19 protein-coding genes are annotated in these 21149 nt (G+C 67.6%); 7 read left to right on the top strand and 12 right to left on the bottom strand.

Going from position 1 to position 21149, the window contains the following annotated elements; translation table 11 throughout:
• Positions 1–73: 73 nt before the first annotated feature.
• On the top strand, positions 74–2083 hold the full coding sequence (locus ACPEES_RS05615; protein WP_435101918.1) for a sodium-translocating pyrophosphatase: 2010 nt from the start codon (positions 74–76) through the stop codon (positions 2081–2083).
• 39 nt (positions 2084–2122) lie between these two features.
• Here ACPEES_RS05615 and ACPEES_RS05610 read toward each other — a convergent pair whose 3' ends face one another.
• The 8 genes from ACPEES_RS05610 to ACPEES_RS05575 all read right to left on the bottom strand — a co-directional run bounded on the left by ACPEES_RS05610 (position 2123) and on the right by ACPEES_RS05575 (position 8109).
• A complete protein-coding gene (locus tag ACPEES_RS05610; protein WP_435101916.1) occupies positions 2123–2284 on the bottom strand; it encodes a hypothetical protein in 162 nt (53 codons plus the stop codon).
• 339 nt (positions 2285–2623) lie between these two features.
• Positions 2624–3022 (bottom strand): GFA family protein, encoded by a 399-nt coding sequence (locus ACPEES_RS05605; RefSeq protein ID WP_435101914.1) that lies wholly within the window; start codon positions 3020–3022, stop codon positions 2624–2626.
• A 33-nt stretch (positions 3023–3055) separates the two neighbouring features.
• A complete protein-coding gene (locus tag ACPEES_RS05600) occupies positions 3056–3481 on the bottom strand; it encodes a hypothetical protein (RefSeq protein WP_435101912.1) in 426 nt (141 codons plus the stop codon).
• Positions 3482–3582: 101 nt separating this feature from the next.
• Positions 3583–4551 (bottom strand): NAD(P)H-quinone oxidoreductase, encoded by a 969-nt coding sequence (locus tag ACPEES_RS05595; RefSeq protein ID WP_435101910.1) that lies wholly within the window; start codon positions 4549–4551, stop codon positions 3583–3585.
• A gap of 285 nt (positions 4552–4836) precedes the next feature.
• Positions 4837–6054, bottom strand: a complete 1218-nt coding sequence (locus ACPEES_RS05590; protein WP_435101908.1) for a polyhydroxyalkanoate depolymerase — start codon at positions 6052–6054, stop codon at positions 4837–4839.
• A 460-nt stretch (positions 6055–6514) separates the two neighbouring features.
• Positions 6515–7228 carry a hypothetical protein gene (locus ACPEES_RS05585; RefSeq protein WP_435101906.1) on the bottom strand — a complete coding sequence of 238 codons (714 nt, stop codon included), beginning with the start codon at positions 7226–7228 and terminating at the stop codon, positions 6515–6517.
• The gene (locus ACPEES_RS05580) at positions 7225–7941 is read right to left on the bottom strand and encodes a hypothetical protein (RefSeq protein WP_435101904.1); all 717 of its coding nucleotides are present in this window, start codon (positions 7939–7941) and stop codon (positions 7225–7227) included. The genes ACPEES_RS05585 and ACPEES_RS05580 overlap by 4 nt, the downstream gene beginning before the upstream one ends.
• Positions 7942–7950: 9 nt before the next feature.
• Complete coding sequence (locus ACPEES_RS05575) at positions 7951–8109, bottom strand: hypothetical protein (RefSeq protein ID WP_435101902.1); 159 nt, start codon at positions 8107–8109, stop codon at positions 7951–7953.
• Positions 8110–8262: 153 nt separating this feature from the next.
• On the opposite strand from ACPEES_RS05575, the gene ACPEES_RS05570 reads away from it, so the two are divergent.
• The gene (locus tag ACPEES_RS05570; RefSeq protein ID WP_435101900.1) at positions 8263–8505 is read left to right on the top strand and encodes a hypothetical protein; all 243 of its coding nucleotides are present in this window, start codon (positions 8263–8265) and stop codon (positions 8503–8505) included.
• Between the two features lie 126 nt (positions 8506–8631).
• Here the strand turns inward: ACPEES_RS05570 and ACPEES_RS05565 are convergent, their stop codons facing one another.
• Complete coding sequence (locus ACPEES_RS05565) at positions 8632–8910, bottom strand: hypothetical protein (RefSeq protein ID WP_435101898.1); 279 nt, start codon at positions 8908–8910, stop codon at positions 8632–8634.
• A gap of 369 nt (positions 8911–9279) precedes the next feature.
• Here ACPEES_RS05565 and ACPEES_RS05560 point away from each other — a divergent pair, with 369 nt between their 5' ends.
• Positions 9280–9738: a hypothetical protein gene (locus ACPEES_RS05560; RefSeq protein WP_435101895.1), complete on the top strand. Its 459-nt coding sequence runs from the start codon at positions 9280–9282 to the stop codon at positions 9736–9738.
• A gap of 97 nt (positions 9739–9835) precedes the next feature.
• Here the strand turns inward: ACPEES_RS05560 and ACPEES_RS05555 are convergent, their stop codons facing one another.
• Together ACPEES_RS05555 and ACPEES_RS05550 are read right to left on the bottom strand one after the other, a co-directional pair.
• Positions 9836–11590: a DUF4153 domain-containing protein gene (locus ACPEES_RS05555; RefSeq protein ID WP_435101892.1), complete on the bottom strand. Its 1755-nt coding sequence runs from the start codon at positions 11588–11590 to the stop codon at positions 9836–9838.
• Between the two features lie 35 nt (positions 11591–11625).
• On the bottom strand, positions 11626–14346 hold the full coding sequence (locus ACPEES_RS05550; RefSeq protein ID WP_435101890.1) for a DUF2339 domain-containing protein: 2721 nt from the start codon (positions 14344–14346) through the stop codon (positions 11626–11628).
• 464 nt (positions 14347–14810) lie between these two features.
• Here ACPEES_RS05550 and ACPEES_RS05545 point away from each other — a divergent pair, with 464 nt between their 5' ends.
• The 4 genes from ACPEES_RS05545 (at position 14811) to ACPEES_RS05530 (ending at position 20098) form a co-directional block, all read left to right on the top strand.
• Positions 14811–17291: a DUF3772 domain-containing protein gene (locus ACPEES_RS05545; protein WP_435101888.1), complete on the top strand. Its 2481-nt coding sequence runs from the start codon at positions 14811–14813 to the stop codon at positions 17289–17291.
• Between the two features lie 49 nt (positions 17292–17340).
• Complete coding sequence (locus ACPEES_RS05540; RefSeq protein WP_435101886.1) at positions 17341–17967, top strand: invasion associated locus B family protein; 627 nt, start codon at positions 17341–17343, stop codon at positions 17965–17967.
• A 156-nt stretch (positions 17968–18123) separates the two neighbouring features.
• Positions 18124–18801: a TIGR00153 family protein gene (locus tag ACPEES_RS05535; protein ID WP_435101884.1), complete on the top strand. Its 678-nt coding sequence runs from the start codon at positions 18124–18126 to the stop codon at positions 18799–18801.
• 43 nt (positions 18802–18844) lie between these two features.
• Positions 18845–20098, top strand: a complete 1254-nt coding sequence (locus ACPEES_RS05530; RefSeq protein ID WP_435101882.1) for an inorganic phosphate transporter — start codon at positions 18845–18847, stop codon at positions 20096–20098.
• Here ACPEES_RS05530 and rarD read toward each other — a convergent pair.
• A complete protein-coding gene (gene rarD / locus ACPEES_RS05525; RefSeq protein WP_435101880.1) occupies positions 20071–21009 on the bottom strand; it encodes an EamA family transporter RarD in 939 nt (312 codons plus the stop codon). The genes ACPEES_RS05530 and rarD overlap by 28 nt on opposite strands.
• Positions 21010–21149: the final 140 nt, after the last annotated feature.

Raw genomic sequence — 21149 nt, 5'->3', positions numbered from 1 at the left:
TTATAAATGAATTGAACGCGTTTCGCCGCAGCCACCCGGCATTCCCCCTGGGGAATAAGGAGAAGAAAGCGTAATGATCGGTGAGTTCGTGCCACCCGTGTTCGGGATACTGGGGCTGGTAGCTGCCGTGGTCATCTACCGCTCCATCCTGCGCTACCCCGGGGGCGAGCCACGCGTCGTCGACATCGGCAAGAAGATCCACCTCGGCGCGATGGTGTTCATCCGCCGCGAGTACTCCATCCTCGCCATCGTTGCCGCGGTGTTGATCGTGTTGCTGTGGCTTTCGCCTCTGGGCTGGCGAACGGCCACGGCCTACCTGGTGGGCGCTCTCGCCTCGGCCGGCGCCGGCTTCATCGGCATGTACACCGCCACCCACGCCAATTACCGCGCGACCACCGCGGCCCACACCCAGGGCGCCGCCTCGGCACTGACCATTTCGTTCTTCGGCGGCTCCATAATGGGGCTCGCCGTCGCCTCCCTGGGCCTGCTGGGGCTGGGCCTTCTCTACCTCTTCTACGGCGGCGACCCGCAAACCGCCCATCACATCCACGGTTTCGGCATGGGCGCCTCCACGGTGGCACTGTTCTCCCGCGTCGGCGGCGGGATCTTCACCAAGAGCGCGGACGTGGGCGCGGACCTCGTGGGCAAGGTGGAAGCCGGCATTCCCGAGGACGATCCCCGCAACCCGGGCGTTATCGCCGACAACGTGGGCGACAACGTGGGCGACGTCGCCGGCATGGGATCGGATATTTTCGAGTCCTACTGCGGGGCGATGATCGCCACCATCGCCATGGCGGCAGCGCTGCCCGATGCCGTCATCGCCGCCCTCGGCGAACGCTCGGATCTCATGTTCCTGCCCCTGGCGCTCTCCTCCACGGGGCTGGTGTGCTCACTCGCGGGTATCCTCGCCGTGCGTCAGTTCTCCCACCAGGCGCCAGAGCGGGCGCTTCGCACGGGCACGATCGGCGCAGCGGCGTTGTTCGTGGTGCTGGCCCTGGTGGTGATCCTCGGCGTGGGACTCAGCATCAACGTGTGGTGGGCAGTGCTGGTGGGCACCATCGGCGGCATCATCGTTGGCCTGGTCACCGAGTATTACACCGGTGGACCGCCTGTCCGCGCCATCGCCCGCGCCGGCGAAACGGGGCCGGCCACGGTCATGATCAAAGGGCTCGCCGTGGGCATGGAGTCGGTGGCGGTGCCACTGATCACCATCTGCGCGATCATCTTCATCTCCAGCAGCCTGGTGGGGCTCTACGGCGTGGGTATCGCCGCGGTGGGCATGCTCGCCACGGTGGGCATCACCATGGCCATCGATGCCTACGGGCCGGTGGCGGACAACGCCGGCGGGATCGCCGAGATGGCGGGGCTCGGCGACGACACCCGCAACATCACTGACTCCCTCGACGAGTTGGGCAACACTACCGCGGCCATCGGCAAGGGCTTCGCCATCAGCGCTGCCGCGCTCGCGGCTCTGGCCATCATCACCGCCTATGTCGAGACGGTCCGCCACCACGTCGACGGTTTCACCCTGTACCTGGGCGACCCGGGGGTACTGGTCGGCATATTCCTCGGCGGCATCTTCCCGTTCATGGTCGCAGCCCTGACGATGACAGCGGTGGGTGATGCCGCTTTCGCCATGATCCACGAAATTCGACGTCAGTTCCGCGAGATCGAAGGCCTCATGGAGGGCAAGGCCGAACCGGACACCGCCCGTTGCGTGGACATCGCCACTACCGCGGCGCTGAAGAAGATGGTGCTCCCCGGCGTGCTCGCCATCGCCGCCCCCGTGGTCGTCGGTTTCGGCCTCGGCCCTGAATCCCTCGGCGGCATGCTCGGGGGCGCCTTGCTCGGCTGCGTGCTGCTGGCGCTGACCATGGCCAATTCCGGCGGCGCCTGGGACAACGCCAAGAAATACGTCGAGAAGGGCCACTACGGTGGCAAGGGCTCCGAAGTCCACAAGGCCACGGTGGTGGGCGATACCGTCGGCGACCCGTTCAAGGACACCTCCGGGCCGTCGATGAACATCCTCATCAACGTCATGGCCATCGTCAGCCTCGTGATCGCCCCGCTGCTCGGTGGCTGAGAGGGGTCACAACGGTGGCCCCGGGCCCCTTCAACGGCATCAATGCAGCGCCGCTCGCGCCATGGTGACGAATCCCCGGGAGTCCGGCCGCTCCAGCGGGACGAATCCCAGGGCACGATAGAGCGCCACGGCCGCGACGTTATTGGTGTAGACGTTGAGCGTGAAGGCGATCGCCGCATGCTTCGCACGCGCACACGCCATGAGTTTGCGGCACAGAATATGGCCCGTGCCGCCCCCCGCCACTCGGGCGCAACAATGATTCGTGCCAGGTGCACGACACCTTCGCCCCGCAGGAAAGCCTGGCCGAAGCCGATCACGGCGCCCTCTGCATCGATCAGGGTAAAGGCGTTGTCGCCGCTCGCGTTCACGTCGGCCCAGAGCGTCTCCGGGACGAGCGGATAACGCAGGCCGGGACCGGCCCAAAGGCGGCACGCCTCGGGCCCCGATATCCAGGAAGCGATTGTCCGGAGATCCGTGGGCCGGGCATCACGCAGCTCGAGCGTGCCGCTTTCCATACCGCCGACCATGGTGAACCGCCACTCAGCGCCCTGGGGGCCACTCGGGATAACTCGGGACATCGGCGCCAGAGACGAGCCACGGGCGTTCATGGGCGCACCAGATATGCGCCTGTGGGCGCGCACCGGGGTCCTCGTCCAACGTCGCCACCCGGACGATGACGTGAGGCTGCCCCTCGCGCTCAGCCATCAGGTGTGCCCCGCAACCCGAGCAGAACCAGCGGCGCTTGCCGGGGGAAGACTCGAACGCAGTGAGCCTGTCACGTCCGCTCAACCAGCGGAACGCCGTGCGGTCGGCCCCCGCCGTGGCCGTATATGGGGCGGCATGGGCCTTACGGCAGGTGTGACAGTGGCAGTGGGCAATCGCGGTCGACAACTCATCGACCTCGTAGGTGACCACTGCGCATAGACAGCTTCCTTTCATGTCCGACTCCTCAACGAACTGGCGCGGGCACTTTCACGCCACCGGCGCAACGGCCGCGACCGCGATGAACCAGCGTGGCTTCATACGCCCGAAATCCGTGCGCACGTTGCGTTTCAGCGTCGCCTTGGGATCGAGCACGACAGCCCCATGCTTACCACGGACGAACACGACCCAGTGCCAGAACGGTATATGGTTCACTCGTCGCCACTTGATCGCGAGCAACGCCGGCGACGGCAGACTCGCCCAGTCACTGAAAGGCGCCTCGCCGGGCGTGGCGCGCAGCCCGAAGTCTTCGAGCAGGCGCCGCACGTGATGGGTCTCGGACCACAGACGCGGGTCGTCCGCACGAATACCGAGGCTATCGCCGGCCTGCTTTGCCACCCTATAGCTGACGCCAGCGAGCGCCGCGACGCTCGCGATGCCGCAGCCCGTCACCTCTTCCTGAATGACCGGTTGCACTGCCGCCCTTCCCGAATGCATGGACCCACCGTTGCCGAACGCACTAGAACCCCCACGACGTCGAAGGCCGTCAGCGCTCGACAAGCCGATCATGATACCGCTCAGCCACCGGCGACCCTGAGCAGCACCTTGCCCACGGAGGCATTACCCGCGAGATGCGCCATGGCCGCTCCAGCCTCCTCGATGGGCCACTCGGCGTCGATCTGCGGAACGATATCGCCGCTGGCAAGGCGTGGCCAGACGTGCTGCCGCAGCGCCGCGAGAATACGTCCCTTCGCCGCCGGCGGCTGGCTGCGAAGGGTCGAGCCGATGACCCGCTGGCACTTCATGAGCAAGCGCCCCAGATCGAGCTCAGTGCTACGCCCGCCCATCAGACCGATGAGCACGAGTCGGCCGTCGGTGTTGAGAACGGCAAGGTCCTGCGGCACATAGTCTCCGCCCACCGGGTCGAGAATCAGGTCGGCACCGCCCCAGGCATTCACCGCGTCCACGAAACTGCCGTCATGGCGGTTCCAGCCGTCGTCGGCACCCAGCGCCCGGCAGGCCTCGATCTTGTCCGCGCTGCCGACGGTGACGAAGCACGGGTGTCCGAACACGCGACACAGCTGGATGGCCGTCGTGCCCACACCGCTGGCGCCCGCGTGCAACAGCACCCGCTCGCCCGGCTGCAAGGCACCGACCATGAACAGGTTGAGCCAGGCGGTGGCGAAGACCTCGGGAAGCGCCGCGGCCTCGCGGAGGGCGAATCCCGACGGCACCGGCAGTACCTGCGCTGCCGGTACGACCACCTGCTCCGCGTAGCCGCCACCGGCGAGCAGCGCGCACACCGGATCGCCCACGGACAGCTCCGTCACCTGAGCGCCCGTAGCGGCGACATGGCCGCTCACCTCCAGGCCCAGAATATCCGAGGCACCCGACGGCGGCGGGTAATTGCCCGTTCGCTGCACCAGATCAGCGCGGTTCATGCCCGCCCATGCGACCGCAATTCGGACCTCAGTCGGACCGGGATCCGGTGGATCGGGCCGATCACGCCACAGCAACTGATCCTCGACGACGGCGATGGCACGCATGCGATGAGCTCCTTGTACCGGGAAGAGTGACGAGCAGCGGCAGTCTCCCGTGGACGCGCTCGCGAGGGCGAGCGACGATGACGAGCGACGATGATGATGATCGCTCCAACAGACGAAGAGCCCGGTCAAGGGGGAACCGGGCTCTTCGGGGTCGACGGTCGCGCCGGGACCGTCGTCGGGAACGACTACCGGCTTCGACGCGCGGGCCGGGGGGTCGCCGTGCGGCCGCCCGACCCGCGCACTGCTCAATGTGGGGATCGGTGACCACGGTTGCAAGCGCCGGCGTCAGTCCGTGCGGGCAACCATCTCCCGAACCAGCGGATAGACCATTCCGGCCCAGCGGCGGCCGTTGAAGATACCGAAGTGCCCCACCCCGCTTTGCACGTGGTGGCGACGCAAGGCGGCCGGCACGTTCGGACACAGCGCCTGCGCCGCCTCGGTCTGGCCGGGAGCGCAGATGTCGTCGCGTTCACCCTCCACGGTCAGCAGCGCCGTTTCCCGGATCGCCTCCGGCTTGACCCGCCGGCCATGCCAATACAACTGCCCGCGTGGCAGCGCATAGTCCTGGAATACCCGCTGCACGGTCTCGAGATAGAACTCCGCCGGCAGATCGGCCACCGCGAGGTACTCCTCGTAGAAGTCGCGCTTGGCCTCCGCCCCTTCCGCCTCTCCGGCGACAAGGTCATCGAACAGCGCCCGGAACGCGTTCACGTGCCGGTCCAGATTCATGTTCAGGAACGCGCCGATCTGCAGGAACCCTGGATAAACGCGGCGCCGCGCGCCCCGGTAGCGCCACGGTACGCGAGCGATCATGTGGCGCTCGAACCAGTCGATCGGCCGCGTGGTGGCAAGCTCGTTGACGCCCGTGGGGTTGGCGCGGCAATCCACCGGGCCGGCCATCAGCGTCAGGCTGCGCGGGGTGGTCGCGGCCCCCTCCTCGGCCAGCAAGGCGGTGGCCGCGAGCGCGGGCACGCAGGGCTGGCATATGGAGACGACATGGACACCCTCGCCCATCGCCCCGAGGAAGGCCATGAGATAATCCACGTACTCGTCGAAGCCGAACCGGCCGTTATCCAGCGATACGTCGCGGGCATTGTGCCAGTCGGTGATGTAGACATCGTGCTCGGGAAGCATCGTGCGGACCGTTTCCCGCAGCAGCGTCGCGAAGTGCCCGGACATGGGCGCGACCAGCAGCACCCGCGGCTGCCCCGCAACATCGGGCTTGCGGAAGCGCAGCAGATTGCCGAACGCGCACCGGCATACCACCTCCTCGACGACCTCGACGCGGCGGCCGTCGACGGTGACCGTGTCAATGCCGAAGGCCGGACGGCGATGGCTGAGCTTGGCGAGCGTGAACAGCTCGTTGGCCGCGGCGATCCCCCGCATCCCGGGGACGGACAACGGCCCGGCATTGGCCAGATGCAGCGCGGGTGCGGACAGCCGGGCGAAGGTGCGCGGCAGCCACATGAGATCGGCGTGGGCTTGATAGGTCTGGTACAGCATGAGCCCCCACTTTCGACGTTGCCCGCGCACCACCATGGCGGTGCCGCAGCAATCGCAGTGTTTTCTAGCGTCCCTGGATTGTTGAAGACAGGTCTGGTGACAGTCCGTGTGTCCGGATTCTTGTTTTACTAATCCGATCATAGGTAATGCCACGTGTCAGAGCGCTTGTGCGATTCGGCTGCCAAGCGCGCGAGCGAAGGCGTGGCAAGGGCTCACGTCGAGTGAGCGCAACGCCGCAGCCGGATCGCACAAGCGCTCCCTTCGGGCGAGGCTGTCGGGCGCTCTCGCGGCGTTGCTCGTCGCTCATGTAGCGCTTGCTACACCACGCTCCTCGCGCCTTGCGAGAACGCCCGACAGCCTCGCTGACATGTGGCATTACCTATGATCGGATTAGTATATTGAATACAAACAGTGCCACCACCGTGGCGAGGTCGCAAGCGGGACGAGCCGAAAATGACGATCAGGGCCGGTGGAGTCGAAAGCGCAACATGCGCTCGCCGTCGGAGATGAGCACAAGGAGGCGGTCACTGCCACCGTGCAGCAAGCGCGTGGCCAGCCCGCGGTAGTCATCGCCACGCAGCGCACATCCGGCAATATCGAAACGGGCAACATAGACGTTGCGGCGCCGTTGTGGCACGACAAGCTCGCCCGAAAACGTGCATCCCTGCATGTCACTGCCGAAAGTCCGTCCATCCGGGTCCACGGTCATCAGGAGGGTCCCCCGGTCCTGATGTTCTTCGCGCCATTGCCCGTCGATACGCGTCAGGCTCGTTGACCGGAACGACGCGTGCGCATAACGCAGATCGATGCCGCCGGGTCCATCCAGATCAGCGCGCCAGATGCGCTCCGAGCGGAGTGTGCCGGAGAACCCGCGCCGCGCTTGCCTGTCCCCGGCAGCGTCGAAAGTCACCAGATCACCGTCCACATGATCGCCGAAGACGCCGTAATCACCGCTGAAAAGGCGCGCACCGCGCTCATCAGCAGCAAAAAGGTCGCCGCCCTGGGCCAGCCAGATCACCTCGCGCCGGGCGCCATCGGCAAAAACCTCCCCGGTCCAGACACCTGTCGCGCGGGCGTCCCGGTCGTCGCCGGTAGAGAAGAAGAACTCACAGCGTGCCCCGGCGAGAGCAATCAGTAGCGCGCCCCAGAGCAGGAGACGCGCCCAGGGTCTCATAGCCGGCCTCCGTGGAACCCACCGTACAACGACGGATCGAATACCGAGGCCGTCACCACCTCGTCAGCGGGAATCACATGACCGAGCTCGGCGACCCGCGCCTCCATATGGGCACGCTCGCGCTCGTCCGCCGCCTGCTCCAGCAGCGCCTCCACTGCTTCGTCATAGAAGGTCGTGAACTCCACCGTAAGCTCGGGATTGCGACGATAGCCACTCATCAGCGGAACGAGAACGAAGTACGCGCCCGCCTCACGAACGTGAGTCGGCACCCAGATCACGTCCCCGACATAGACCTTGCCGTTACGCAGGGTGACCATGATCGGCACTGCGCGGGTCGCGGAGCGATAGAGCAGGCGTTCGAGCTCGTTGCCCGTGCGGTTCAGCCACTTCTCGACCCCGGCTTCGATGCGCTCGGCCGACAGCGCCCGCCGCACCACGGCACCACCGCCGACACCCAGCAACAACGCACCCACCGTCGTGCCGGAATACGGCCAGGGCGCGGCCGACTTCCAGGCGGCCGCCAGCGCCGGAGCCACGGCAATACCCACCCGGGTCACCGCATAGGCGATGACCACCAGCGCCAGCCCGTAGAGGGCCGACTCCAGCAGCAGACGCTCGCGGGAGAGACGCTCGGTTCGATAGGCAATAACGGGGTGCTGGACGGCGAAGAAATAGCCGCCGAGTAGCGGCAGCAGAAGGACGTTCCAGGGCATGAGACGGCCTCAGGCCGCGGCGTCGCGGGACTCGCGTATCTGCCGCACGGTGCGGATAACGTCCCGCGTCGCCGGCGATTGCAGCGTCCTGACCACGTCCAGGGCCCTCACCCCCCAACGGGTCGCCCGGGCGTAGCGTACGCTCGGCTTTGCCTCCCGGTCAGTCATGGCGGCCTCCCCGTGCCTTGCGCGTTCGTTCCATCCTCCGAGCATACTACGACTTCGGTCACGAGTGAGGCGTACGGCATTCCATGCTCCGATAAAGCAGCCGTCAACGGCTGACACCACACTATAATGCGAGCAGGGAAGGGAGAGGTTACGGTGATCAACATGGAATTCGATGCCGCTCAGGACGCGTTTCGTGCCGGCGAGCTCACCGAGGCGGTGGTCTCCTCCGATGACGAGCGCAATGGCTGGGTCATCATGGTGCGCCGGCGTGGTGCGGGTCTCGAGCCGATCACCGACACACGCGGTGAGCCGCGCGTCTACCACCAGCTCGACCACGCCTCGGAGCTCGCCCGGCGCATCGGCTTCCGCCAGGTCCGCATCGAGGAGCCCTTCTGACCCTTCCGATCGGCCCGTGCCTTCCATGCTCCGCGCGGGCCCGGCCCAGGCGAACAAGAAAGCGGGGCGCCAAAGCGCCCCGCCACTCAGGCACGGGTCAAAAGGGGAGAGGGAACGGTACCGGTCTTAGTAGGTACCCGACTCCGTGTCGCCTTCCATGCCACCCTCGGTGGTCGCCTCGGTCTCGAAGCGGGCGAACTCGGCACGCTCGAGGGTGCCGCTACCGTCCTGATCCAGGGAGTCGAAGCGCTTGGCAAGCTCGGGATGAGCCTGTGCCTCCTCCTGACTGATCTGGCCGTCTCCGTTGGCGTCGAGCTTCTCCATCCCGGCCTCGCCACTGCCGGCGGCGAAAGCCGCCCCGGTCATCAGCGCGGTGATCAGAGCAACAGTCCACTTCGCCTTCATCACAGACCTCCTTGGGTACGGTCTTCATGTTGGCTTCAATCGGCTCCTGCGAGCCGCGCCACAAGAGATACACGGTTCGTGCCAAAAAACATAAACATCTGAAAAAAAACGAAAAACACAACAAGGCGAACTCCTTTCCCCGCCCTCACCCGGGCATCCACGTCGCCACGGAGAAACACTCTTACTCCGTGCAACCATCGTCACTGCGCGAACCCGCACTCAAACCGCCAGCGTCCGGCGCCTCGCACCAGCGTCACCACTGCACGACAGCCCTCGAGGCTTGATTACGCAGCACACGCCCTCACGGTAGACAGGGAGCGCGGACGGATGCCTTGGCGTCCGACGCGCCGCAAGCAAACGGGAGGTCCTATGCAAAGCCGTCTCATCCGCGCACTCATCGCCGCGATAGTGAGCGCGGCGCTGGCCATGCCGGCGCTGGCGAGCCAGGGTGATGCGACATCGCCGCAAGGCGGTGAGACAAGCGCCCGGGACAACGATGAAAGCACCCTCGAAGCGATCCAGCGCTATTCCGCCGACAAACGCGACCAGGCCATCAGCGAGGCGAAATCGCTCATGGCGTCGCTGGATGAGCGAATCGAGCGGCTGCGCAAGCGCCTCGACGAGAACTGGGACGATATGAGCGAAGCCACCCGTGAACGCTCCCGGGAACTGCTGAAATCGCTCGAGGACGAGCGAGCGGCGCTGGCCGATGCCTACGACCGCCTCAAGGAAGGCTCGGCAACAGCCTGGGGACACGTCAAAGACGGCTTCATCGATAGCTATCGGCGCCTGCGGGAGACGTTCGGCGACGCCGACGAAGAGATCTGAAGCGGCCCCCCATACCCACCGCCGCGGTGAGCACTGCCCCACCACGGCGGTGGCGCATACCCGAGCATCGCCGAGCGCGCCACGCAGGACCGGCGCCTCAGTCCGCCGCGTCGCCCTGCACCGGCTCCACAGCAAGCGTTTTCCCCCCGATGCGGGGCACCGCGAGATCCGGCTTCACCATCGACCACTCGCCGCGGTCGAGACGTGAGCGCATGTCGTCGACATCGCATCCCGTACAGCGTGGCCAACGTAGCCGACCGATGAGACGCCAACCATCGCCGGACCGCGCCAGCACCGGCGCCGTCAGCCACGTCCGGGACGGAAGCAGCGCATAGTCGTTCCCGCCGTCGCCGTCGAAGTCCGCCACGAGCAGCCGGCATTCGCGACCCTGCGCCGAACGGCACTGCGCGACCGCACGCTCGTCCGAACGCGCCTCGAACGCCTGCCATACCGCTTCCGGCAGCGGCGCGGCCGATTCCGGTCGCACCGGCACACGCTCGGCGAGCCTCGGCTTCACGGCCTCCGGACAGGTGGGGTCGCAGGCGAGCGCCGCCTGCGCGCGTTCCCGGATGGAGGCAGCCCGGGGATGGTCCTCCAGACGCTCGAGCGTTGCCAGCGCCTCGCGCCCGTGGCGGCCACCGTGTCGCGCCAGGTAACGGTAGTCGAAATCCTGCGCGGATACGTCACCGCTGTGCAGACGGGCAAGCTGGTCGGCAACGGCGAGGGCCCGGGCGTCGAGCACCGGGGTGGCGAGCGCGGCCACCGCGGCAACCGTCACCCATGCCATGGCGATGTTGACCGGGATCGAGTAGCCCAACCAGCGTCCCCGCGAAGGAAGGACCGCTGCCACGGCGTAGCCGACGGCGTAGAGCGCGAGCACCGTCAACACCACCGCGGCGTAGACGCGCTCGTGGGTCCAGCCGTGCTGTGCCACCCGCAACCAGAGGGCGTAAACGGCAAGGCCGGCGAAAACCGGCAGTATCGCCAGGGCGGCGCGCAGTGGCCAGTCGAGCACGCGGGGATATGGCCGCGCGCCCTCACCGTCCCCGAACGTGGTCGCGGTGAAGACCACATGGAGCAGAACCAGCCAGGCCAGCAGTGATGCCGCCGATGCGGTCTCCCACAGCGGGGTGACTCCGGCAAGCACCAGCCCCGCCGCGAACAGCAGTCCCAGTGCGGCGAGCAACGGCAACAGCGCCCACAGCAGCGTGCGTACGGTCCAGCGTGCCGCGGTGACCACCCGGTCCAGGCCGTTGAGCAAGTTCAACCCCAGACCGACGACGAGCCCGGTCACGGGATAGTGGAAGACATCCTCTTCGAATAGCTCCGCGAAAAAGTCGAAGCCGATCAATGCGAACAGCCCCGCCCAGAGCGCCAGCACGATCCAGAAGAGGCCGGTGAACACGAATGTGAGCACCAGCAGCAACGCGTTGCGCCAGGCAAGCCGGTAAAGCCGCGGGTAGTGCCAGCCTCGGTCGACCCCCTGAGCCAGCGGCAGCGCCACGAATCCGCCCAGCCACGCGAGCAGCGCGTACTCGCATATCGCCGTGAAATCGCCACCGCCGCCCGTGAGCGCGCTGGTTCCGAACGCATAGCCGGTGCCGCCATACGCCAGCGCATAGCCGACCGCGATCGCGGCCACCCGCGCGACGGCCAACCCGACGCTCAGGGCGGCGGCGAGCGGCGCGCCGGCGGCAATGGCGAAAGCGGCAATGCGGACACCGGGATGCGCGATCCATGCCGCCTCGGCATCCACGCCGCGCTGCAGAACGAGCAGCAGCACACTGCCCGCAACCGCAAGCACGACTATCGCCAGCCGTTCACTTCGTGCCAATGCGTCACCCTCTTCCATGGGTCCTCCATCCGAATGACGATTCATGTCCTGGATCAGGCTGCCGGCGGCTCCGAAACCCTCGATGCTCTGGGCGGCAATGGGCAGAGGTAGCCCGTGACCAGTGTGAGGACCCCGACACCCAGGAACGACACGATTCGCGCCAGGGTGGCGATTCCCGCCAGATCCACCACGAACAGCTTCACCAGCACCACCGCCAGCAGCGCGGCACCGGCGAGCCACGGACGCCGTTGTCCCGAGCGGGTGCCGCCGACCATCGCCAGCAGCGCCGCCACACTCCAGAGCACGGATACCCCCGCCTGGAACACCGCCGACCCGAACAGCCCCGCCGGGGCATAAGCGACCGCTGCCCAGTGGTGTACAGCGCGTGCCAGCTCCACGGTCACCAGCAGCAGCAATGCGCCGCCACCACCGGCCCACACCCCGGCCCGGGACGGTACCGGCCAGTGCGTCCCCCGCTGGCGCAGGGTTGCGAACGCCCAGCACGCCACAGCAAACGCACTGCCCTGAACCACCGCGAGGGGGTTCAGCAACGGCCAGTACCCCATCGCCCAGGCACCATCGAAGCGAACGGCCGCGATGGCCCAGGTAGCGGCGAGCATGGCTGCGGGCACTGCCACCGCATCACGATACAAACCGACGAGCACCGAGGCGGACGCCGACCGCTGCCAGGCCAGGATCCCGGCCCCCGCACCGACCAACGGGAGTACGGCCGCGACGCCGCTCCAGGGCTGAGCCAACTGCAACCACTGCCGTGCCAGCCATTGGCATTCGATCACCGACACCCCCAGCACCATCCACGCCTGCACGATGTGGGCCCCGCGCACCGCCGGCTCCGGCCACAGGGACGACAGCCAACGCAGCAGTGTCGAGCCACCGATGAACAGCACTGCCCAGGGGATGATCGCCCAAGCCACCAGCACGTGCCCCTCGAACGCGGCAGTGGCCGTGCCGCCGAGGGCCATGAGCGGCCAGATGCCGGCCGCCGCCGTCGCCGCCGACGGCCACCGCAGACGCAATGCCGCAGCCCCGCCTGCCACCCCGGAAACCGCCAGCCAGACGGCCACCGCCGCCACCGCGTCGGTACCGTCCAGCAACCGCCCCAGCTCGAGCAGCCCCACGGCACACCACGCAAGCGTGCCACCGGCCAGCGCCACGTAGCCGAACACGGTTTCGTGGAACGCCAGGGCATCGCGCCACCGGTGCAGCCACCAGGCCGACAGCACCGCACCGATAGCGAGCAGGATTCCGCCGAACGCAGCCGCGTTCACGAACGCCGGCACATTCCACCCGGGCGCCCCCTCGGCGACCAGCATGACCGCCGCCATGCCGAGCAGCGCCAGCCCCGACCACCGGCTGCCCGCCTGCCCCTGCCGCAACCCGACCCAGATCAGGCCCGCCGCCTCCAGAGCCCAGGCACCGCCAGTCCAGTGACCGTCCACGGCAAGCGGCACCGCGACCGTGGCGAAGGCGGCAGCAATGACCGCGAATGCGCCCGCGAGCACCGCCAGACCGTGCCGGCACCACAACCCGGCCGCCGTCAGCGCGTACACCGACGCCAGGGCCACGGCGCTCACGGCCAGACCGTACTCGAAGCGGTAGACGAGCCCGGTCTGCAATCCGAACGCGGCCACCGGCAACCCGAACACCAGGGTGCCGTCCACCAGCCCGCGCAACCGGGGCGGTTGCCGCAGCGCGAACAGCACGGCCACCGCCAGGTAGAGCAGGAAGAATCCGGCCAGGAATGGCTCGGTGCTCGCGAAGAAACGGGGCTGGTAATACCCGGCGCCCCACGCCAGACCGATACCGAAGGTGAACACGAAGCCGACCAGGTTGAGCGCCCGCCAGGCGCGGTACCACGCGACCGCGAGAATGCCCAGATTGAGCACGGCATAGTAGCCGAACAGCCCCACGTGGCTGCCCGTGCCTGTGCTCGCCAGCACCGGGGCGAGAAAACCGCCGATGCTCGCGAATACCGCCAGCGCAGCCCCCCGCTGCACCAGCGCCAGGCCCATGCCGAGCGCGCACACCGCCACCATGCCGGCAAATGCCGGGGCCATCGGCAGCATCGCGTAGAGCCGGGCCGCCGCGAACAGCGTGAGATAGAGTACGCCCACACCGCCGCCCTGGAGCACGAGAGCATACTGCCGGCGCCGGCCGCGCAACCACCAGCCCACGGCCACCATGGCGACACCACCCGCCGCCACGGCGGCCAACCGCAGCGACAACGGCAGCGCTCCCTGGTCGCTGGCGTACTTCAGCACGAAGGCCACGCCGAAGAACAACACGACGATGCCCACACGCACCAGCGGGTTGTCGCCGATGAGCACGTCGCGAATCCGCGGCAGACGTTGACGCAGATAGCCCGTGCCGCGCTTCGGTTCGCCGGCGCCCCCATTGCCGGCGTCTGCGGCGCGGGATGCCTCGCCCGATGGCCGCACCGGCGTGTCGGCGGCCCCGGATGGAGCCCGTGGTGGCGCCGCGTCGGTCGCAGGAGCCTCGGGCTGAACCGGGTCGGACGCGGCTGGCGCGGGTGGCGGCGCTGTCGTGGCGGCCCGTGGCGAGCGCGCCTGTTCGAGCGCCCGGCTCAGTGTCCGCACGCGACGATGCAGATCGATCACGACACCGACCAGCGCGCCGAGGCTCGCGCCGACGAGCAGGCGAAGGGCCCCTTCGTCCGCGTTCCACGCGACGAACACGCCGACGATCGCGAGCAGCCAGGGCATCAACGCTGCCCACCCCGGTGCGACCGGCATCCGTCACCCCTTACCCGGACATCCATACTGTCTCCTTATCGTTACTAATCTTCTCAGAGGTATTGTCATGTGTCAGAGCGCCAGAGCGGTGCGGGGGCAAGGCGCGCTCGCGCCGGCGTGGCCGGGTCACGTCAAGCGAGCGCAACGCCGCCACCGGGCCGCTCTGGCGCTCCCCTTGGGCCGGTCTGTGCGCCGATGGGGCAAGGCGCGAGGCGCGCGGTGTAGCCGGGCTACATAAGCGGCGAGCAACACAGAGCCCATCGGCGCACAGACCGGCTGACGCATGACAATACCTCTGAGAAGATTACTACCGTTGCGCGGCGCCCACCTTAGCGCACATTGGTGTCGCCAGTGAGCGAAACAACCGTGCACCGTCGTCACCAACGCGCCACGGCGTGGCGATGGCCGATTCGCGGTAGTACGCTGCGCCCCAGGTCACCAACACTGCCGCCGAGCGAACACGAATGCACCGACAACTCTTCCGCAGGCACTGGATCGTCGCGTGCGTGGTTATCGCCGTACTCCTGCCCGCCTTGCTGTTGGCGCAGGGGCGCAGCCCCACCTTCGAGGAACGGGCCGGCCAGTGGAAGAACACCGCGGAGGTGGCGACGCGGGCGCTGGAGAACGAATTCCTCAACGCGCCGATCGCGGAGATCAAGCAGGATCTGCGCACTACTATCGACGAAGCGACCGAGGCACGGCGCACGGCACAGGTCCGCCTCGATTCCGCCCGGCAGATGCTCGCCAGCCTCGGCGAGCCACCGCCCGACGAAGCCGCTCCGGAAGCCCCCCGCCTGGCGGACCTGCGCGAGGAAATGCGCAACCGCGTCGCCGACAACGAAGCCCACGTCGCCCGCGCCAACCTCGCCATCAGCCGCGCCAACGAGCTCCTTCAATCCATCGCCGACTGGGAACAGGCGGAGTTCCGCGCCGCCGTCCTGCGCCGGCGCCCATCACCCGTGCGCCCAGCGGTGTGGCGCGAGGCGATGACCGATGCGCTGTCCCTGGGCGAAGCCGTCTTCGCGGCACCCCGGGACTGGTGGAGCGGCCTCCCGGAGGACGGCAAGGCGCGGGTCCTGTGGATCTACTTCCTTGCCATGCCCCTGGTGGGAGTCATCGCCGGCTGGCCGGTGCGGGTCTGGCTGATGCGTCACTTCGGCCGCAGCGCCGAAGAGCCCGACCCGTCCTACACCCGGCGGATCGTCGCCGCCATGGCCGATGGGGCGGCGAATGCGGTCATACCGGCGGCGATCATCGCGTTCAGCGTCGGCACGCTCGCCATCGAAGGCGTGCTCAGCGGTCTTTTCGCGCACATGGTCTACAGCAGTGGGGCGGCCATCGCCGCGTTTCTGGTGGTCTTCGGTCTCAGCCGCGCCGCGGTCTCCCCGCAACTCGTCGCCTGGCGTATCGCCCCCGTGAACCCGGCCCACGCACCGGGACTACTGCGCGTGCTGTGGGCGATCGCGGCATCCCTGGCGGTGACCGCGACGCTGCTCAGCACCGCCGAGCAGACCGGCATGCTCTCGCCGCAACTGGAATCCGTCGCCCTGTCACTGCAGGCGCTCTTCACCGCGCCGTTGATCGTGCTGGCCGCCGCACCGCGTTTCTGGGAAAGCTCCATCGCCGCCTCCCAGGACGCCGGGTCGGTGGAAGAAGCACAGGCCGACGACGATGGTGACGACACCGCCACCGAGCCCCATCACAAACGCGCGCGCTCGCGGCGTTGGTGGCCGGTCCTGCGGGGCGCGCTGCGCATCGCCGTTGGCCTTACGCCACTTCTCGCGCTGGCCGGATACGCGCGCCTGGCGTTTTTCGTACAGTCACGCCTGGTGGGCTTCGCGGTGGCGTTCGGCTTCGCACTGCTGTTGCGCCTGGCGGTACGGGAAGTGCTCGCCGGCGTGCTCAAGCGCCCGTCCCGCAGCGGGCCGGCGCGGCCGGCAGTTCTCTACTGGGTGGGCCTGGCACTCGACATCGCCGTGGCACTGCCGATGGTCTACGGATTGCTGCTGCTTCTCGGCGTGCCCGCCACCACCGTGAGCCTGTGGGTCCACCACGTGCTCTCGGGGATCGAGGTCGGCGGTTTCACGCTCTCGGTGGGCGGTCTGCTCACCGCCATCCTGGTACTCGGCGTGGGCCTGGGGATCACCAACGTGGTCCGGCGCTGGCTCACCCACCGGGTTCTGCCCCACACTCGCCTGGCCCCGGGGGCCCGCAATTCCATCGCCGCCGGCAGCAGCTACCTGGGCGTAGCGATTGCCATCGTGCTGGCGATCACCTCACTGGGGCTGGACCTGTCGAACCTGGCACTGGTCGCCGGTGCCCTGTCAGTGGGTATCGGTTTCGGCCTGCAGAACGTCGTTCAGAACTTCGCTGCGGGCCTGCTACTGCTCATCGAGCGGCCCATCGAGGTAGGGGACTGGGTGGTGGTCAACGGCGTCGAGGGCACCGTCAAACGCATCTCCGTGCGCTCCACCGAGATCGAGACGTTCGACCGCGCATCGGTCATCGTGCCGAACTCGAACTTCATCGCCAGTCCGGTGACGAACTGGACCCACAAGAACCGTATCGCGCGGGTCATCGTACGTGTCGGCGTCGCCTACGGCAGCGACACCGACACGGTGAAGGAAACCCTGCTCAGCTGCGCCCGCGCTCATGCCCGGGTATTGCGTTACCCGTCGCCGGGGGTGTTCTTCCTCGGCTTCGGCGACTCCGCGCTCAACTTCGAGCTACGCTGTTTCGTGGACGACGCCGACGTCTACCTGCACACTCTGAGCGATCTGCACTTCGCCGTCGACGCAGCGTTCCGGGAAGAGGCCATTACCATCCCCTTCCCTCAGCGCGACCTGCACCTTCGCAGCGGCGCTGAAGCGCTGGGGGAACCCGGCATGCCATTCGCGGCCCAACAGGCACAGGCGTTCGGCCCCCGGGCCGACGGCTCGCGTTGACGGCGAACCACGGCGTCCTTTCACTCATGTATCAGCGAACCGAGGCGATATGCGACATCTGAGCACACTGATAGCCTTCACTCTCCTGCTGCTCGTCGGCACCGCCCAGGCCCAGAGCGACGGCGGACTGCTCGGCGACGACGGCGGTGGCCTGGGCGGCGGCAGCGGTGACAGCGACTTCCTCGAGCCCGCGGAGGAGCCCGGCAGCGGCGGCGGTCAGCAGGGCCAGGCCGCCCAGCAAAACGCGAACGTCGAACGATTCCAGGACTGGGGCGTGCGCTGCGGCATGGGTGACGGCGGCCCGCGGGGCGGCTGCGAAATGTTCCAGGGTGTCACCCGCAACGACAACAACGAGCTGGTCATGCGCGTGGCCATCGGGTACCCGCCGCGCCAGGACATCGATGCGCCGGTCGCGGTCTTTCAGCTCCCCCTGGGCATCCACCTGCCCCCCGGCATTCAACTCAGCGTCGACGACGGCGAACCGGTCCGTTTCCCCGTGCAGGCGTGCTTCCAGCCCGGCTGCCGCGCCGATCTGCCGCTGAAGCCGGAGCTGCTGTCCAAGCTCAAGTCCGGCAGCGAGGCGACGCTCTCGGTACTCGGGCCGGGCGGCGAGCAGATCGATCTCCCGATTTCACTGATGGGCTTCACCGCGGCGCTGGAGCGCATCTCCCAGTGATCACGGCGGCACCCCGGTCCGCTGGCCGGGGCGCCGTCATCCCTCGCAGGCGCCTTCATGACAGCCGTGTTTCGTTTTCATGACAGCACGGCTGCTATACTCGCGCGCGTCCGGTTAACGTGGCCCTCGACAGGGGCCTTGGCATAGGCGCGTAGCATGTCCCCGAACTTCTTCAGTCAGCTCTTCGGCAAGTCCCCGGTCAGCCCACTGCAACGCCACATGGAGAAGGTCAGTGCCTGCGTGGCGGAGCTGGCTCCCTTCCTGGAGGCGGCACTCGCCGAGGACTGGTCCCGCGCGGAGACGCTGCACCAGCGCATCAACGACCTGGAACACGAAGCCGACAGCCTCAAGCACGAGCTGCGACTGCAACTGCCCAAGGGCCTGATGCTGCCGGTGGGCCGGCGCGATCTGCTGGAGGTGCTGGCCATGCAGGACAAGGTCGCCAACCGTGCCAAGGACATCGCCGGACTGATTCTCGGCCGCCGGATGACCTTCCCTGATGCCGTGGGTACGCCCCTGCACGCTTTCCTGCAGCGCTCCGTGGAGGCCACCTTCCAGGCCAAGAAGGCCATCGACGAGCTCGACGAGCTGGTGGAGACGGGATTCCGCGGCCACGAGGTGGAGATCGTGGAGGCCATGCTCACCGAGCTCGACCGGATCGAGAGCGATACCGACCGCCTCCAGGTGGAGGTGCGCCGGCAGCTTTTCGCGCTCGAGGACGAGCTCCCGCCCGTGCATGTCATGTTCGCCTACCGGGTCATCGACTGGATCGGGAGCCTCGCCGACCGATCCCAGCGGGTCGGCAGCCGCCTTCAACTGCTGCTCGCACGCTAGCTGACAGGACAACGCCGACGACCACCATCCGATTGGGGGATTCATGGAATTCGAGATGACACTGCTCGTACTCGCGGGCGTGTTCGGCCTTTTCATGGCCTGGGGTATCGGTGCCAACGACGTGGCCAACGCCATGGGCACCTCGGTCGGCTCCAAGGCGGTCACCATCGCCCAGGCGGTGCTCATTGCGGCGGTATTCGAATTTGCGGGAGCGATCCTGGCCGGTGGCGAGGTCACGAATACCGTGCGCAAGGGCATCGTCAACCCGAGCGTATTCGCGGATCAGCCGCAACTGCTGGTCTTCGGTATGCTCGCCGCCCTGCTCGCCGCAGCGGTCTGGCTGCTGGTGGCAAGCCGCTGCGGCTGGCCGGTGTCGACCACGCATTCCATCGTCGGTGCCGTGGTGGGCTTCGCCGCCGTGGGCGTCGGGCCGGAGGCAGTACACTGGCCCAAGATGCTGTCCATCGCCGCGAGCTGGGTGGTCTCGCCATTGCTCGCGGGCACCATCGCCTACCTGCTGTTCCAGTCCGTACAGTGGCTGATCCTCGACACCGATCATCCCCTCGCCAACGCGAAGCGCTATGTCCCCCTTTACATGTTCGCGGTGGGCTTCGTCGTCGCTCTGGTGACCATCGTCAAGGGCCTCAAGCACGTGGGGCTGGCACTCACCACCCAGCAATCCGTGGTGGCGGCGGTACTCGCCGGCGGCGCAGTCCTGATCGCGGGCATGCTCGGGATACGGCGGCTGAACATCGACCCGCGCGCCGATCGCGACTTCCACTACACCAACGTGGAACGCATCTTCGGCGTGCTCATGGTGATCACCGCCTGTGCCATGGCCTTCGCCCATGGCTCCAACGACGTGGCCAATGCCGTGGGCCCGGTAGCGGCGGTGGTGAGCATCGTGCAAAGTGGTGGCTCGGTGACCGCGACGGCCAGCCTGAACGTCTGGATCCTGCTACTCGGTGGCGTCGGCATCGTCATCGGCCTGGTGACCTACGGCCAGCGCGTCATCCGCACGGTGGGTCAGGGCATCACCTCCCTGTCGCCGAGCCGCGGCTTCGCCGCGACCATCGCCGCCGCCACCACGGTGGTGCTCGCCTCGGGCACGGGCCTGCCCATATCCACCACGCACACGCTGGTCGGCGGCGTGCTGGGCGTAGGCCTCGCCCGCGGCATGACCGCGCTGAACATGCGCATGGTCCGTAACATCTTCATGTCCTGGATCGTGACGCTGCCCGCCGGCGCCATCCTCGCCGTGGTGTTCTTCTACCTGCTCGAGGCGGTTCTCGGCTGAGCGGCCGCCGTCGATGCCACCGTCCGGCGGCGCTGGGCAAGCCAGGTATCGGTGGTATAGAGCGCCAGGCCGGTCCAGATACAGGCAAACGTCACGGCATCGGCCGTGGTGAACGGTTCGCCGAATATGAACACCCCGGTGATCAGGTGCATGGTGGGCGTCATGTACTGGAACAGCCCCACCGTCCCCAACCTCAGCCGCCGCGCCGCGGCGGCGAAGAGCACCAGCGGCACCACGGTGGCCGCGCCGGCACCGATGAGCAGGACATCCCGCACCGGCGAGCCCTGGAACAGGGTCGCCCAGCCATCCACGTACATCCAGCCAAGCCAGCCCAGGGCGACCGGCAGCAGCACCACGGTTTCCGCGAACAGGCCCGTGCCACTGTCAACGGCGAGCTGCTTGCGGATCAGGCCATAGCAACCGAAGCAGCCGGCGAGCAGCAGCGCGATCCACGGTACCTCGCCGAAGGCGACGATCATCACCAGCACGCCCGCTGCGGCGATCACCACCGCCAGCATCTGTAGCGGGCGAAGACGCTCGCCGAGGAAGACGAATCCGAGAAAGACATTGAGCAGCGGGTTGATGTAATAACCCAGACTGCTCTGGAGCACGTGACCACTGGTCACCGCCCAGATGAACGTGCCCCAGTTGATACCGATGAGCACACTGCTGGCGAGCAACGCCCAACGTGTGCGTGGCTGTGCCGCCGCCGCGGACACCCGCACCCAGCCGCCGATAGCGGTGATGAACAGTGCCAGCAGCACCGCCGCCCAGATCACCCGCTGAACCAGGATCTCCCACGGCGACACCGACGGTCCGATCAGGTGGAAATACAGGGGCAGGAATCCCCACAGCCCGAAAGCACCGAGGGCCGCGGCAACCCCACTGGCGGACGAGTGCGACTCGGTCACGGTCCCTCCCGGTGGATGTCGTTGCATGACGGCGTGTCATGGGCACCCGAAAGCCGGGCGCAAACCGTGTCGTAGCCGAATGAGCATAGGGCAGAAACCATTGCCCGACAAACGTAACACCCGAAGCCTCTCCTACTGCG

Source organism: Arhodomonas sp. AD133, assembly GCF_051195215.1.
Classification (GTDB): domain Bacteria; phylum Pseudomonadota; class Gammaproteobacteria; order Nitrococcales; family Nitrococcaceae; genus Arhodomonas.
Note: the sequence above shows the minus strand (reverse complement) of the source record. Positions and strands in the feature narration are given on the sequence as shown.

Excerpts from the sequence above, each read along its gene's own strand:
- ACPEES_RS05615 (WP_435101918.1), top strand. The coding sequence starts at position 74 with ATGATCGGTGAGTTCGTGCCACCCGTGTTCGGGATACTGGGGCTGGTA.
- ACPEES_RS05610 (WP_435101916.1), bottom strand. The coding sequence starts at position 2,284 with ATGGCGTGTGCGCGTGCGAAGCATGCGGCGATCGCCTTCACGCTCAAC.
- ACPEES_RS05605 (WP_435101914.1), bottom strand. The coding sequence starts at position 3,022 with ATGAAAGGAAGCTGTCTATGCGCAGTGGTCACCTACGAGGTCGATGAG.
- ACPEES_RS05595 (WP_435101910.1), bottom strand. The coding sequence starts at position 4,551 with ATGCGTGCCATCGCCGTCGTCGAGGATCAGTTGCTGTGGCGTGATCGG.
- ACPEES_RS05590 (WP_435101908.1), bottom strand. The coding sequence starts at position 6,054 with ATGCTGTACCAGACCTATCAAGCCCACGCCGATCTCATGTGGCTGCCG.
- ACPEES_RS05585 (WP_435101906.1), bottom strand. The coding sequence starts at position 7,228 with ATGAGACCCTGGGCGCGTCTCCTGCTCTGGGGCGCGCTACTGATTGCT.
- ACPEES_RS05580 (WP_435101904.1), bottom strand. The coding sequence starts at position 7,941 with ATGCCCTGGAACGTCCTTCTGCTGCCGCTACTCGGCGGCTATTTCTTC.
- ACPEES_RS05575 (WP_435101902.1), bottom strand. The coding sequence starts at position 8,109 with ATGACTGACCGGGAGGCAAAGCCGAGCGTACGCTACGCCCGGGCGACC.
- ACPEES_RS05565 (WP_435101898.1), bottom strand. The coding sequence starts at position 8,910 with ATGAAGGCGAAGTGGACTGTTGCTCTGATCACCGCGCTGATGACCGGG.
- ACPEES_RS05560 (WP_435101895.1), top strand. The coding sequence starts at position 9,280 with ATGCAAAGCCGTCTCATCCGCGCACTCATCGCCGCGATAGTGAGCGCG.
- ACPEES_RS05555 (WP_435101892.1), bottom strand. The coding sequence starts at position 11,590 with ATGGAAGAGGGTGACGCATTGGCACGAAGTGAACGGCTGGCGATAGTC.
- ACPEES_RS05550 (WP_435101890.1), bottom strand. The coding sequence starts at position 14,346 with ATGCCGGTCGCACCGGGGTGGGCAGCGTTGATGCCCTGGCTGCTCGCG.
- ACPEES_RS05545 (WP_435101888.1), top strand. The coding sequence starts at position 14,811 with ATGCACCGACAACTCTTCCGCAGGCACTGGATCGTCGCGTGCGTGGTT.
- ACPEES_RS05540 (WP_435101886.1), top strand. The coding sequence starts at position 17,341 with ATGCGACATCTGAGCACACTGATAGCCTTCACTCTCCTGCTGCTCGTC.
- ACPEES_RS05535 (WP_435101884.1), top strand. The coding sequence starts at position 18,124 with ATGTCCCCGAACTTCTTCAGTCAGCTCTTCGGCAAGTCCCCGGTCAGC.
- ACPEES_RS05530 (WP_435101882.1), top strand. The coding sequence starts at position 18,845 with ATGGAATTCGAGATGACACTGCTCGTACTCGCGGGCGTGTTCGGCCTT.